The 13,952-nt window shown below is 42.3% G+C and carries 10 protein-coding genes and 1 pseudogene; 1 reads left to right on the top strand and 10 read right to left on the bottom strand.

From position 1 onward, the window contains the following. Positions 1-1,250: 1,250 nt before the first annotated feature. The 5 genes and pseudogenes from CYP05_RS05845 to CYP05_RS10365 all read right to left on the bottom strand — a co-directional run. Positions 1,251-3,692 carry a molybdopterin-dependent oxidoreductase gene (locus tag CYP05_RS05845; RefSeq protein ID WP_103642275.1) on the bottom strand — a complete coding sequence of 814 codons (2,442 nt, stop codon included), beginning with the start codon at positions 3,690-3,692 and terminating at the stop codon, positions 1,251-1,253. Between the two features lie 20 nt (positions 3,693-3,712). Then, positions 3,713-4,282 carry a hypothetical protein gene (locus CYP05_RS05840; RefSeq protein ID WP_103642274.1) on the bottom strand — a complete coding sequence of 190 codons (570 nt, stop codon included), beginning with the start codon at positions 4,280-4,282 and terminating at the stop codon, positions 3,713-3,715. 166 nt (positions 4,283-4,448) lie between these two features. Further along, entirely contained in the window at positions 4,449-6,050 is a 1,602-nt protein-coding gene (locus CYP05_RS05835) for a flagellar hook-basal body complex protein (protein ID WP_103642273.1), read from the bottom strand. Positions 6,051-6,055: 5 nt separating this feature from the next. Continuing rightward, complete coding sequence (locus CYP05_RS05830) at positions 6,056-6,763, bottom strand: flagellar basal body rod modification protein (protein ID WP_103607233.1); 708 nt, start codon at positions 6,761-6,763, stop codon at positions 6,056-6,058. An 8-nt stretch (positions 6,764-6,771) separates the two neighbouring features. After that, positions 6,772-7,125, bottom strand: a pseudogene (locus CYP05_RS10365) (flagellar hook-length control protein FliK); the annotation flags it as partial. Between the two features lie 1,205 nt (positions 7,126-8,330). On the opposite strand from CYP05_RS10365, the gene typA reads away from it, so the two are divergent. Next, positions 8,331-10,133 (top strand): translational GTPase TypA, encoded by a 1,803-nt coding sequence (gene typA / locus CYP05_RS05820; protein WP_103642271.1) that lies wholly within the window; start codon positions 8,331-8,333, stop codon positions 10,131-10,133. A gap of 762 nt (positions 10,134-10,895) precedes the next feature. Here typA and CYP05_RS05815 read toward each other — a convergent pair. Genes CYP05_RS05815 through CYP05_RS05795 form a run of 5 tightly spaced genes read right to left on the bottom strand, consistent with a single transcriptional unit; the run spans position 10,896 to position 13,928 of the window. Next, the gene (locus tag CYP05_RS05815; RefSeq protein ID WP_103642270.1) at positions 10,896-11,318 is read right to left on the bottom strand and encodes a Sua5 YciO YrdC YwlC family protein; all 423 of its coding nucleotides are present in this window, start codon (positions 11,316-11,318) and stop codon (positions 10,896-10,898) included. Then, on the bottom strand, positions 11,296-12,198 hold the full coding sequence (locus CYP05_RS05810) for a DMT family transporter (protein WP_103642269.1): 903 nt from the start codon (positions 12,196-12,198) through the stop codon (positions 11,296-11,298). The genes CYP05_RS05815 and CYP05_RS05810 overlap by 23 nt, the downstream gene beginning before the upstream one ends. A gap of 5 nt (positions 12,199-12,203) precedes the next feature. Then, positions 12,204-12,881 carry a DUF799 domain-containing protein gene (locus CYP05_RS05805; RefSeq protein WP_103642268.1) on the bottom strand — a complete coding sequence of 226 codons (678 nt, stop codon included), beginning with the start codon at positions 12,879-12,881 and terminating at the stop codon, positions 12,204-12,206. Continuing rightward, entirely contained in the window at positions 12,871-13,275 is a 405-nt protein-coding gene (locus tag CYP05_RS05800) for a DUF4810 domain-containing protein (protein WP_103642267.1), read from the bottom strand. Before CYP05_RS05800 ends, CYP05_RS05805 begins: the two co-directional genes overlap by 11 nt. Further along, positions 13,260-13,928, bottom strand: a complete 669-nt coding sequence (locus CYP05_RS05795) for a CsgG/HfaB family protein (RefSeq protein ID WP_009295049.1) — start codon at positions 13,926-13,928, stop codon at positions 13,260-13,262. The genes CYP05_RS05800 and CYP05_RS05795 overlap by 16 nt, the downstream gene beginning before the upstream one ends. Positions 13,929-13,952: the final 24 nt, after the last annotated feature.

The raw sequence follows: 13,952 nt of genomic DNA, 5'->3' as shown, positions 1-13,952 counted from the left end.
CAAACAATCTGCATTAAATTTATAAAATTTATAGATCAAATTCTTACGCCATTAGAAATAAATAGATAATAAAAACCTAGAGCAAGTGCGGTAGTGTCGAGGTTGCCGTTTTTAGTAACGTTTAAAGACGCGCACTGGTGGGCTTGATGAACTATTTTGAGCCATTTTTGACGAATTTTATAACATACTTTTGGCTTAAACAAGATCAATCAGCGCGGGACAGAAAGATCTATTGGTGTAAATGCGAGCTTGATAGTTGCCTGTAAAATGGTGACAAGATGTAGGGTTTGTTTTTTTGCTAGTAGTGTTATTTGTGTCTTTTTGTGAGATAAATCAAAGCAAATATCTTGTTTTAAAGAGCTTTTTAGTGCCTGTAACAATAAAATATATGGTTGTAAAGCGTGGTACTATTTTCGAGTTTAAAAGCAAATATGTCATCTTAAGGAGCCATTTTCTCTTGCTGCTGTAACACTAAAATGAAAAAATGACTATGAAAACACTAAATTTAAGCTATCTGAGAAATATCTTTCTTTTGCGGATTATATGCCGGCAATATTCTTGAAGGCTCGTGATAATAGAGGATAGCTATGGTTTGTATGCGCTTACTAAATTTAACCATAAATAGAAATTTGCGCCTAATTTTAAACATTTCTGGAGCCAAATTCTGCTAGTAAATTTGTATCTTGAGCTAAATTTAAAGAGTAAAAACAGGGTGAATTGTGAATTTGGGCTGTTAAAATAGATGTCTTGTGTTGGTAGCAGTATTTTGAGAAATAGCGATAATGCAGTTAGCTATGATTGCTCTGCTCTCATTAAATTTTTACGAGAAAACTTAGCAGCATGAAAATTTACGACGAAATTTAGTCGCTTCGGACTTAAATCTAAAATTTTACTAACAAATTTTTAGTCAAATTTACACTGACTGCGAAATTTACTCTGCAATCATCTTGATCTAAAAACACTTCTGGGTAGCATTTTGTCTTTTTTAAGTATTGGAATTTGGCTGCTTCGTAGCCTTTGGTTAGGCGATAAATCGTGTCGAAATTTTTAAAATATAAATTTAGTAGTGATCATTTTGATTTTATAGATAAATTCTGGCTCCAGTTGTTATTTCTGGTAAGTGATATTTAGCGCTTTAGGGCAGGTTGATTGACTAACTATGGATCAAATTAAATAACAAGATAATTTTGATTAAAAGCAGCAAATGATCAAATTTAGCCCCCCAAGCGAGGGCTAAATTTATATAAATTCTACAAAGATTGCAAAATTTTTGGTTTAGAAAACGCAGTGATCGGCTTGATCTCGCCTTTGTATTTTTCTAAATTTACAAGGATCGTGTGTCCGCAGTTGCTTTGAGCGATGCTAGATGTGCCTTTGTCGCGAGTTAGGACATTGACGCAGCCATGCTTGCAAAGGCTCTTTTCGCCTAGCACTTCAGGATCGTACCACGCACCCTCGCAGATGGCGATGACGTGCTCTGGGATGATGTCAGTGACAAGCGCGCCGACCAAAATTTCGCCCCTGTCGTTAAATACTCTCACCACGTCGCCAGTTGCGATGCCTTTTGCTTTGGCGTCATTTACGTTTATTAGCATTGGCTCTCTTGCGCTCACCTCAGCGTAGTTTCTGATTATTGAGTTATTTAGCTGTGAGTGGAGGCGGTATCTTGAGTGCGGGGTTGTGACGCTAAATGGATACTTTTTGGCTTTTTCGCTGCCAAGCCACTCAAACGGCTCTATCCAAGCAACGTGCGGCGCAAAGTCTTTGTAGCCAAATTTAGCGATAGTTGGAGAGTAGAGCTCTATCTTGCCAGATGGCGTGCCTAGGCGGTTTTTGTGAGGATTTTCTCTAAATGCGCTAAGCCTTGTGTAGTATCTGCTAGCTTCGTCATCTTGCTCAAATCTAACATATCCCTCTTTCCAAAACTCATCAAAGCTTGGCATCTTGACATTTATGCCTTTGGCTTGCTCGGCCGCATCTGCGTAAAATTCTTTCGCCCAGCCAAGCTCATCTTTACCCTCTGTAAAGACCTCTTCTCTGCCCCAGCGTTTGCAGATTTGTGAGCAGATCCAGTAATCGCTCCTGCTCTCGCCCATAGGCTCTACGACAGGCTTGTAAGCCACGATGTACTCGTTTGTAGGCACGCTTTGGTTTATGTCGTTTCTTTCTACTTCAAGGGCTACTGGCAAGACGATGTCGCTTAGTTTTGCTGTGCTTGTCCAAAATGGCTCAGCGGTTATTACGGTGTCAAATTTACGCCACGCTTTTACGGCGTTATTTACATCCTGATGCCTTGTAAACATCGATCCAGACGCCATGTAAGCCACTCTCATGTGTGGTAGCTTGATCTTTGAGCCGTCATAGTCTATCTCTTTGCCAGGGTTTTGCAAAGCCTCGATCGATCTTGACGATGGGATGGTGACGTTTTTAAATTTCTTCCAAGGAGCGCCATCTACGTTGTCGTATTTCTCGCTGATGCTAGTGCTGATGCCTTTTAGTGACGGAGCGATCTTGTCTGTAGCGCCATTTGCGTAGTAGAGGTTAAACTCAAATCCAAGACCCTCTTTGCCTATCTGACCTAGCATCGCGCTAAGTGTTACGATGCCCCAAAAGCCCATCTCGCCGTGATCTTGTCTTTGAAGCGACCTGCCTGCGATGATGACGCTTGGCTCTTTTGCAAGCGCTGTTGCAAATTTAGCGATATCTTCGGCTTTTACGCCACAAATTTTGCTCGCCCAGTTGATATCTTTGACCACTTTGTCGGTTGTGCCAAGTAGGTAGTCTTTAAATTTATTAAAGCCAACTGTGTATTTTTTGATAAATTCTTCGTCATAAAGCTTGTTTTCATATAGATAGTGGCACATTCCAAGCATCATTGCTACGTCGGTATTTGGACGAACGATGATAGCTTCAGAGTCAAGGTATCTTGTGGTGTCGTTTTTAAAGACGCAAACGCTATAAGTTTTTATGCCTGCCTCTTTTATCTTTTTGATGCCAAGATAGCCATCATGTGTTGGTGGTTGCCATGAAATTTGACCAGTTACAAGCGGGTCAGTGCCCCAAAATACAACGTTTTTAGCATTTTTAGCGATGGCCTCCCACTTTGTCGGAGCGTCATAAACGGCGCTGTTGCCTAGGACGTGAGGCATGATGACAAGGCCGGCTCCAGTTGAGTAGTCGCCACTCTCTTCGACGTATCCGCCAAGCACTTTTAGCATCCTGTGACCAACAGTCCTGCCCCAGCTGATCTTACCGCTGCCGCCCCACCAGTAGCACTCGCCGTAGATGCTCTCAGGGCCATATTTGTCGAAATTTTCTTTTAAGGCTTTTGCTGCTAGATCAAGGGCTGTCTCCCAGCTAACACGCACAAATTCCTCTTTGCCACGTAGCTCGCTCTTAGCTGCGCCTTTTGCCTTTAGGTAGCTCTTTCTTACGTATGGATAGAGCACGCGGCTTTCGTTTTGGATGAGGTCTGGCAAGCTGTTGTTCATGGTATTTGGGAATTTATCGCCCTCAAATGGATCAACAGATACGATTTGGTTTGAGTTGGTATTTGCCCAAAATAAGCCAAATCTATTTGCGCCAAAGGTTTTGTTTTGGTCAAAAATGGTCTTTGTCACGCCCTCTATCTTGTTTGCCTGCGCTGCTGTGGCAGCAAGTGCAGAAAATTTTATAAAATCTCGCCTTTTCATATTTTCTCCCTTATGAAAATTTATTTTACTTTTTTGGCATTGTGTTGTAGGTATTTAAGCACTAAATTTAGATCAGTTTCATCTAGTGCGACAAATTTCGCATCGACCATGCCAGATAAATTTGCTGGCCACTGAGCGGCTGTGAAGCTGTTTGGTTCATGCAGCCTGTGACATGCTGAGCAGGTCTCTTCGTAAATTTTCTTTGCCTTTGCGTAAAGCTCTTTTTGGTTGCCACCAAGCGCGTCATTTAGCACTTCATAAAGCCCATCAACTTGGTACCAAACCTCGCCGTAGTCATCTTCAAGCTCTTTTACTTTTTTGAAATTTGTCTCGCTCTCGTCATCAAAAGCTACAAAAACTTCAGGATCTTCTACGCTTCTTTGAAGCTGGGCTAAGTAGTTTGCCGACACTACACCACTAACCTTGATCTTGCTCGTTTTATCGCCTTTTTCTAAGACTTCAACTGGCGTTAAAACCTCGATCTTACCGATCATCTTGCCATCAAGTGTTATGTTTGCGTCTTTTGCGATCACATCAGCACCAAAGGCAAGACTACAAGCTAGCACTGGGGCTAAAAATAGCATTTTCATTTGACAATCCTTAAAAAAAGAAATTAAATGAATTTTATAACCAGCACGCTTAAAATTATATTGCTATATTTAGAGAAAAGTAAGTATTTTAGGGGATTTGAAAGGGCTAAAGTAAATTTAAAGTTATAAAAATAGGGCGATTGCTCGCCCAAATTTACTTTAAGGATTATTTCTTCATCTGGATAGCAGTTTGTATCATCTCATCGCTTGTCGTGATGCTTTTTGCGCTCGCTTCGTAGGCCTTTTGCGTGACGATCACCTCGCTTAGTGCTTGACCAAGATCGACGTTACTCATCTCAAGCTTGTTTGCTAAAATTTGCGCTCCATAAACGGTCTCGCCAGCTTTGTTTTTATAAAAAAATGGCTCGCCAGAGTTGGCTTTGGCTTCATAGAGATTGTCGCCAACCTTTGCCACGCCTTGGTCATTTATAAAGTGATAAAGCGCCACTTTAGCCACCGCAAATGCTCGAGTGTTGTCAAAATTTGCCATGATGTTGCCGCGGTCATCGACGCTATATTTTGATAAAAGCCCCTCAGCGTAGCCATCTCTTTTTATGTTGAAGTCTTTTCTGGCGTTTGCTGAGCTTGTCATGCCATTATAAACGTCCGCATCGCCGTCGCCTTCGAAGTTTAAATTTACGCCGCCAACGCTCGTTAGCGTATTTGCCACAAGCCTGCCACTGCCATTAAATGTAAGCGAGCCCATTGCTGTATTTTGCACGGCTCCGCTAGCATCAGTTATCGTTGCCACCGCGTCCCAGATAGTCTGGTCGCCAGCTTGTGGGATCTGCTTGGTTAAATTTATGGTGACCAAACTCTTTGTGCCGTCTGCGTTGTAGATATCAGAGGTCAGTTTTTCTTTGTTTGGCACTTCAACGAGCGAGGTGACTTCGACATTTACCTCTAAATTTGCAAAATCCATAAATTTAAGGCTCTTGTCGTTTATCTGCCAAGTGCCATCACCCTCAAGCGTGGTTGAAAACTCGCTAAATTTACCATCGCCATCTTTTACTTTTACGACCACGCTGTCACCAGCTTTTGCGCCAAGTGATGTGGTACTTAGCGGGATCTGTCCGTTTAGTGAGATCGTCTTGTTTGTATTATCAAGCGTGTAGGCGTATTGGCTAGCATCAAGCGCTGTCGTCTTTTTATCTGTTATGCGGGTTGAGTTTAGGTTGCCTTTTAGGCTGATGTTTGTAGTAGCCTCAGCTGGCATAAATAAAAAATGAGGCAGTGTTATGCCCTTTTGCGAGCCAGGATCGCCAAGACTTAGCTCCTCTTGCGAGACTGTGTAAGCTTGTGGGGCGCTTGAGGTTTGACCATATTTTTTAAGGGCGGTTGCACTTGGCGTGGTCGGAGTGAAATTTGCAAGCGTGCCAAGGAGTAAATTTCCCCTAGTATCTACTAAATTTCCAGCCGCATCTATGTCAAAAGTGCCTGTTCTTGTGTAGTAGTTTTTGCCTGTTTTATCGACAACGCCAAAGAAGCCATCTCCGCCTATGGCAAGGTCAAAGTTGTTATCAGTGCTTTGAAAGCTACCATTTGACATATCAAGTGCAGTCGTTTGCTTAGTAGCTCCAAGTCCCACTTGATCGCTAGTCGGGCCACTTCCTGCTGAGACTAGGTTTTGGTTTATTAAATTTTTAAACTCAGGGATTGAAGCTTTGAAACCGACATTGTTTATGTTTGAGATGTTGTTTGACCAAACATCCATGCCAAAGCTTTGCGTCTTGATGCCGCTAACCCCGTTGTAAAAACCTCTCATCATGGCTTTTAGCCCTCGTAATATTCAGATACTTTATCCATAGAAACGTATTCGCCAGCTACTTTCATCATAGCCTTGCCATCTACAAATTTCACCGCCTCGACTGGGTAGTTGCCTATTTGCGTCTTGTACTCTTTGCCATCTTTGCCAGTGTAAGTTGCCGAAATGGTATATGAGCCATTTGGCACTTGGTTGCCAGATGCGTCTTTGCCGTCCCAAGCTAGGTTATGAACGCCTGCATTTGTCTCGTTTAGATCGGTTGTTCTTACGACTTGACCATTTGCGTTTTTGACCTCGATTTTGCCATTTGCAAGATCTGTTTTAAAGTAAAGCGCAAATTTTGCATCTTTTTTCTCATCTGTTAGTGTAACTGCATTTGAGCCAGTTGAAACCATCTTGCCAAGGGCTGAGATAGCGTAGGCGTTTGCGTTTGATTTTAGCTGACTTACTAGCTCTTTCATCGCTTTGTTTGTGTTCTCTTGCATCTCGACTGATGCTAGTTGGCTAGTTTGCGTTAGCATCTTTTCAGTATCCATAGGGCTTGTTGGGTCTTGATGCTGAAGCTCTGTTAAAAGTAGCTTCATAAATGCATCTTTGTCTAGCTGTCCATTTGGATTAGTTCCTGTGCTAGCTGCAGCGTCTTGTCTTGCTTTTGCCTTTTTCTCAGCGTTTTTTTGCTGCGTTGTTTGTGTAGTTATATCTGAAACTGAAGCCATAATCTCTCCTAAATATATCTTGGTATTACTAGCTCAAGCAAGCTTTGTTCCGCTTGAGCGTTTTCGCTCTCGTCGCTTTGATTTGAGCTATATTTGTTCTTTGCTTGTTCTCTTTTTTCTTGTCTTTGGTTTTGGTCTGAGAAATTCATCTCAAGCTCGGTAAATCCCATATTTACAAGGCTGTTTTTAAACTCAGCTTGGTTTTGTAAAAAGAGGTTCATCGTAGCCGTTGTAGAGCTAAAATTTACATGCAAATTATTACCGCGATTAACCATCGTGATCTCGACCTCGCCTAAATTTAGCGGGTTAAGCGTGATGTTAAAGCGAGTGATCGGCGCTTTGTAGTTTTGCACCTGCTCTTTTAGCGTAGAAGAGAAATTACTAAGCGTCTCTTTTATCTCCGCCTTTGTCTGAAGCTGGTGTTTAGCGCTATTTGCGATGTCTTTTACCATTTGATTTAGCTCTGATTTATTATCACTGCTAAATGTCTCCTCGCTTGGCTCAGCCTCGCTCATCTGCTCTCTTTCTGGAAAGAGTAACGACTCAAGAGTTGGGGCTTTTTGTGCCTTTTGCTCGTGTAAATTTACCTTTACTTTTGGCTCTTTTGGCTGCTCCTCTGGCTCAACATCTACTATCTCATCATCAAGCTTTACTTCGCTATCATCTAGTTTTTTAGGCTCTTCTTTGACTAAATTTTTAACTTCGCTGACTGGATTTGCCACCACCTCTTTTAGCAAGGTATCAAGCTTTACGAGCTCTTTTGGCTCGTTTTTGATGATATGCTCGACTTCGTTTTTTAGCTCTTTTAGGTAAAAAGGCTTGTCCTCAGTCTTTATCGGCGTGAAAAATTCCTGCTTGCCCAAATTTTTAAACATCTCGTTTAGTTTTGGCACATCTTCATTTGAAATTTCGATATTTTCAAGGCCAAGGTCAAATTTCTTAGCAAGGTCGATAAGATCGCTAACGCTTTTAACGTTGCTAAGCTCTTCGACGTTCTCAGGGACACTTAAGAAATTTGCTATTTTGTCGCTAAAATTTGGAAATTTGCTTACTTTTTCATTGCCATTTAGAATTTCTAAAACTTGCAAAAGCTGCATGAAATTTGCATTTTCATAGAGCTCATTTTTTGTGCTTTCGTCCAAATTTTCTTCAAGTGCGGTTGAAATTTTTGCTACGCTTTCGTTTTGCGCCTTTTCTATCGTCTCTTTTTGGATGTCAACGGTTTTTACTATCTCTTTGACATCCTTTTCGGTGATCTTTTGACCGCTATTTGCCTTGCTCGCAGCCGCATCCAAAACCATCGACAAAAACTCGCCGTTGTTTTGAGACTTCTTCGCAGCCGCAGGCTTTTTAGTAGCCGCTGGAGCTAGCAAATCTACGTTGTTTTTCGCTGTGTAAGCTTGCATTTAATCCCTTTAAATTTAAAAACTTAACTCTTACATGCAAAATCTATTCCAAAAATTAATTTCTTGATATCAGCTTAAAATTTATAAAAATTTGGATATAATCTGCCCCTATTTTAAAACTGATAAAGCGAAAAATATCAAACTAATAAACGGAGAAAAATTTGGAAAAGATACGAAATATAGCCGTCATCGCGCACGTCGACCACGGTAAAACAACAATGGTTGATGAGCTTTTGAAGCAGTCAGGAACATTTAACGAGCATCAAAACCTTGGCGAGCGCGTAATGGATAGCAACGACATCGAAAGAGAGCGTGGCATCACGATCCTTTCTAAAAATACCGCCATTCGCTACAAAGATACAAAGATCAACATCATTGACACCCCGGGCCACGCCGACTTTGGTGGCGAGGTAGAGCGTGTTCTTAAGATGGTTGATGGCGTTTTACTACTTGTTGATGCGCAAGAGGGCGTTATGCCACAAACTAAATTCGTCGTCAAAAAGGCGCTCTCACTCGGACTTCGCCCAATCGTCGTCGTAAATAAGATAGATAAGCCAGCAGGCGATCCAGACCGCGTTATAAATGAAATTTTTGACCTTTTTGTCGCACTTGACGCAAATGACGAGCAGCTAGAATTTCCAGTCGTTTATGCAGCTGCTAAAAATGGCTACGCAAAGCTAAAACTAAGCGATGAAAACAAAGATATGCAGCCACTTTTTGAGACTATCTTAGCTCATGTGCCAGCTCCAAGCGGCAGTGACGAAAATCCTTTGCAACTTCAAGTTTTCACGCTTGATTATGACAACTACGTCGGCAAGATCGGCATTGCGAGAATTTTTAATGGTAAGATAGCTAAAAACCAAAACGTTATGCTTGCAAAGGCTGATGGCACAAAGACAACTGGTAGAATTTCAAAACTCATCGGCTTTATGGGACTTGACAGGATCGATATAAACGAAGCTGGCACTGGCGACATCGTAGCGATCGCTGGCTTTGACGCGCTTGACGTTGGCGATAGCGTCGTTGATCCAAACAACCCTCATCCGCTTGATCCTCTTCATATCGAAGAGCCAACACTTAGCGTTGTATTTTCTGTAAATGATGGCCCACTTGCAGGCACTGAGGGCAAACACGTCACATCAAACAAGATCGATGAGCGCCTTGCAAACGAGATGAAGACAAATATCGCGATGAAGTATGAAAACATCGGCGAGGGCAAATTTAAAGTAAGTGGCCGTGGCGAGCTTCAGATCACCATTTTGGCTGAAAATATGCGCCGCGAGGGCTATGAGTTTTTACTTGGCAGACCTGAGGTCATCGTAAAAGAGATAAACGGTGTAAAATGCGAGCCATACGAGCTTTTAGTGATCGACGCGCCTGATGATACGACAGGCACAGTCATTGAAAAACTTGGCAAAAGAAAGGCCGAAATGGTCTCTATGAACCCAACAGGCGACGGCCAAACAAGGATCGAATTTGAGATCCCAGCTCGCGGACTTATTGGTTTTAGAAGCCAGTTTTTGACTGATACAAAAGGCGAGGGCGTTATGAACCACAGCTTTTTGGAGTTTAGACCACTTAGCGGCACCGTCGAGCATAGAACAAACGGCGCGCTAGTTTCTATGGAAAATGGCGTAACGCTTGCTTATTCGCTATTTAACTTGCAAGATCGTGGCGTGCTATTTCTTGATCCGCAGGCAAAAGTCTATGTGGGCATGATCATCGGCGAGCACAGCCGTCCAAACGACCTTGATGTAAATCCTATCAAGGGCAAAAACCTAACGAACGTGCGTGCAAGCGGTAGTGACGATGCGATCAAGCTAGTACCACCTAGAAAGCTAAGCCTTGAGCGCGCGCTAGAGTGGATAGAAGATGACGAGCTAGTCGAGGTTACGCCTATAAATATCCGCGTTCGTAAGCGCTATCTAGACCAAACAGAGCGCAAAAGAAAAGCAAAACTATAATCCAAATTTGCTAGCAAAATCCCTTTGGTGCCAGCCAAAGGGCTAGCAAGTGAAATTTAAACCCCAAAACCAAATTTAATAATCAGCTTGTAAATTTATCTATTTATGCCAAGTGGAGTGGGCTAAATTTAGGGCTTGACTGCTGTAAATTTAGAAAGACTGTTTTTGTCCGCAAAAAGCAACTAGCTGTGGTTAGTGAATTTGCTTATTTAAATTTGCAAAATGGCTAAATTTAGGTTTTGAGAGCTGTTAAATTTGCTTATTTGACTATCTCTGCACAAAATTTTGGTAGTGGCTAAAATTTAAATTTGTGGCTTGACTGAATTTACTTGCATGGTTGCAGTGGTGTTGCGATGAATAGCTACTTTATCCGCATAAATGAGCTAAATTTAATGAAATTTGGTCCTTTCTTGCTCTAAATTTGTAAATTTATGTGAGTTGATAGGATTTGAGCGATATAAATTTTTGGTCTTAGTGGGCAACTTTAGATATTGGCTCAAATTTACATCAGCCAGTGCTTAGCTAAAGCATCTGGCAGACTTTAAATTTTAAAATGTAGTCTGAAGCGAGGTTCATAGTAATATATAGGCTAAATTTAGTTTGGACATTTGTAAATTTATCTAATTAGTAGATTAAATTTAGACCTTGTCTAAAAAACTAGCTTTTAAAACCGCTATTGTAAGCTGTGAAATTTAGCAAATTTATCACCTCAAACCACAACAAAAACTACCTAAATTTAAAAAGTGCAGGGTGTAAATTTAACTAACGGATCTTTTTTAGTTTTGATTTTGAAATTTTATAAATTTTTGATGGAGTGTCTTCAAAAAATCGTTCATCAACAACTTCATCAGCCACGCTTCTAGCCCAAACTTCATCAAATTTCATACCATTTTTGTTTGCGCTACTTGAGTAAAGCCAGTCAAATTTGCTTAAGAATTTCTCATGCTCGCACTCTTTTACGACCCTGATCGCCTTTAAATTTGGATATAAAAATGTCGTCTTTCTCGAGCGGCGGATGAAATTTTTATACTTTTTTGGCGCTCTAGCAAGCCCACATAAAATGCTAAATTTAGCCGTCGTGATAAGGCAAGGTTTGCCTTTACTTCGCATTTTGGCGTGGTTTATCTCCTTGTAGTCCTTGCTTAAAAAGCCAGCTGTCGTGTCAGTTTGCGCTAGGTATATCATCTCTCTTCTTTGAAAGTAAAAATATGCATGATATGATGAGAGCAAAGCCTAAAAAGTCCCAAAAGACGAACTTCGTCCCAAGCCAAAAGTAGCCAAAAAACGCGGCACTTAGTGGCTCTATGCAGGCTATCATGCTGGCCTTTGAGGCGCCTATGAGCTTAACTCCAGTCATATAAAAGCTAAATGCAAATATCGTGCCAAGCGTGATGACGGCGAGAAATGCCAGCCACTGCGCCGTGCCACTAAGCCCCGCAAACTCCCACACTCTCATATAAAGGCAAAGCACCACGCCACCTATCACCATGCCCCAGCCAAGCGTGAGCGTGACTGAGTATTTGGTATTTAGCCTTGCGGGAGCTAGGTTATAAACGCAGACGCAAACAGCGCTTACCAAGCACCAAAATAGCGCTTCTGGCGAGATAACAAGGGCTGAAATTTGCGCGTGCGTAGCAAGAAAAAAGACGCCAAGCATCGCGCATAGTAGTGCTAAAATTTCAAGCGGTCTTGGCGCTCGCCTCTCTTTTAGGCAGATGACGGCTAGGATGAGGACTGGAGCGGTGTATTGGATAACTGTCGCAACTGCGGCGTTTGAGAGCTCGATCGAGTAAAAGTAGGCATACTGCGTCATCATAAGTCCAAGTAGGGCATACGTGAGAAGCTCAGCCATCAGTTTAACGTCAGTAACTGGCGCAAAAACGGCTTTTTTAGCCTTAAAAGCGTAGTAGAGCATGATAAAAACTCCAGCTAGCAAGAGTCTATAAGGCACTAAAAAATCAGCGCTAATGCCCTGCAAGAAGAGATACTGCCCGCAAACTCCGCTAAATCCCCAAAGTACGCCACCAACTAGCGTAAGAAGCACTCCAAGTTGATGGCTGGACATTAAATTTATCTATCTTTATTTAGCTGGGCGTCTTTGCCGTAGTGAGGCGAATAAGGCCCATAAAGTATGCAGTCGTGGCAGTTTCTAGAAAAGAGGTAGGCATCAGCTCTTACTGCTAGGTCGTATGATCTATCTGAGATGGTGTTTGCCACCTGCGTGGTGACGGCTGAGACTAGCATGCCAAGCAGGCTGTTTTGTCCATTACCGCTATCCTCTGCGGCTGCTGCCTCGCCCTGCCAGAGCGTCGCGCCACTTTTTATATCGACTAGCTTTGCCTCAAGCACTACCTTTGTCGAGCTAGAGACCACGACGTAGCTTGTGCCGTAGTCTTTTATGTTTATGTAAAGCACGCTATCGGCATGAAAAATTTTATCAAGCTTATTTAGTGGCACGGCTGCGATCTCGCTTGGCTCGGTTATGCCATTTTGCTTAAATGTATCATTTACAAGAGCCACTGGAAATACATAGTACCCAGCCTCACTAAGTGGGGCTACTGAGTTAGCCAAAACCGCTGCTGAGCCACTTACTTCGGTGCTATCGTTTGTTGGCATGAGCACTAGGATGGAGCGTGGCTTTTTTTGCAAAAAGGCTGAGTAGTCGTATGGCTCAGGCTCTTTGAAAGAACAACCCGTAAAAAACAGCGCAAGAAGCGTCACAGCTATAAATTTCAGGCTATTTTTCATCTTTTGCTCCCTCTTTTTTGCTCTGCTTTTTTGGGGTTAAATTTTTAGAGCCCTTGATGAAATTTATAAATTCTTTTGACTCTGGGAAATTTTGCACCTCTTTGTCAAAATTTGCATTTGCAGCGCCTAAATTTCCGTTATTTAAGTATAAAAGACCAAGATGCGCGTATAGCCCTGGCGCAACCTTGTAGCCCCTTTGAGTTGAGTTTTGCACTAAATTTTCTAAGCGTGAAATTTTCTCAGTTGCGTCGCCATCTTCGTTTAGATAGCTATATAGTGAGCTGCTATATGTGCCGTCCCAGTAGTAAAGCGACCTTGGGCCACTTGCGTTGCTACATCCTGCTAGCACGAGCGCAAGAGCGCCAAGGCTGGCAAGCCCTATTTTACTTGCCATGCTCCGCTTTCTATGCCATTTACTAGGTTATTTACCGCTTCAACTATCGCTAGGCTTAGCACCTTGCCATTTAGCGTAGAGTCGTATCCTGCAGTGCCGCCAAAGCCGATGATCTCTCTGTTTGAAAGGGTGTATTCGCCAGCGCCGCTAACTGAGTAGACGACCTCAGCCGTTTTGGTATCGACAACGTTTAAATTTACCTTTGAGTAGGCGGTTTGTTGCTTACCTTTGCCAAGTATGCCAAATAGCTGGTGATCACCTGTCGTCTTGCGTCCAAATTCGGTCACATCGCCAGTTATGACGTATCTTGAACCTTTTAAATTTTGAGCCTCTTTGCTTAGCTCGCTCTCTTGTTTGAGGACTGACATATTTGATCTTTCAAGTACCGAAAATCTACCGCTTTGCTGTAAATTTGTGATTAGGATGCTTTGAGCTTGGTTGCCAAGTCTGTCCTCGCCGTCGCTAAATGCGCCATTTTGATAGGCTGATTGGTTATTAAAGCGGCCAATAGAAACTGAGACCTTTTTGCCGTTATAAACTGAGCCGTAGCTTGCTACTTTTGGAGTTTCTACCACTCTTGAGCTCTCGCTTGCACACCCTGCAAAAAGCGCTGCGATCACTAGAGCTGCACTAAATTTTAAAACATTTTTCATCTTTATCCTTTGTGACAAAATCGT

Origin of the sequence: Campylobacter concisus (genome assembly GCF_002913545.1) — a bacterium.
Classification (GTDB): Bacteria; Campylobacterota; Campylobacteria; order Campylobacterales; family Campylobacteraceae; genus Campylobacter_A; species Campylobacter_A concisus_AV.
The sequence above is the reverse complement of the archived record's forward strand: the minus strand, read 5'-3'. Positions and strand labels throughout refer to the sequence as shown.

Coding starts and splice junctions, on each gene's coding strand:
- CYP05_RS05830 (WP_103607233.1), bottom strand. CDS start 6,763: ATGGCTTCAGTTTCAGATATAACTACACAAACAACGCAGCAAAAAAAC.
- CYP05_RS05835 (WP_103642273.1), bottom strand. CDS start 6,050: ATGATGAGAGGTTTTTACAACGGGGTTAGCGGCATCAAGACGCAAAGC.
- CYP05_RS05805 (WP_103642268.1), bottom strand. CDS start 12,881: ATGAAAAATAGCCTGAAATTTATAGCTGTGACGCTTCTTGCGCTGTTT.
- CYP05_RS05800 (WP_103642267.1), bottom strand. CDS start 13,275: ATGGCAAGTAAAATAGGGCTTGCCAGCCTTGGCGCTCTTGCGCTCGTG.
- CYP05_RS05815 (WP_103642270.1), bottom strand. CDS start 11,318: ATGATATACCTAGCGCAAACTGACACGACAGCTGGCTTTTTAAGCAAG.
- CYP05_RS05795 (WP_009295049.1), bottom strand. CDS start 13,928: ATGAAAAATGTTTTAAAATTTAGTGCAGCTCTAGTGATCGCAGCGCTT.
- CYP05_RS05845 (WP_103642275.1), bottom strand. CDS start 3,692: ATGAAAAGGCGAGATTTTATAAAATTTTCTGCACTTGCTGCCACAGCA.
- CYP05_RS05840 (WP_103642274.1), bottom strand. CDS start 4,282: ATGAAAATGCTATTTTTAGCCCCAGTGCTAGCTTGTAGTCTTGCCTTT.
- CYP05_RS05810 (WP_103642269.1), bottom strand. CDS start 12,198: ATGTCCAGCCATCAACTTGGAGTGCTTCTTACGCTAGTTGGTGGCGTA.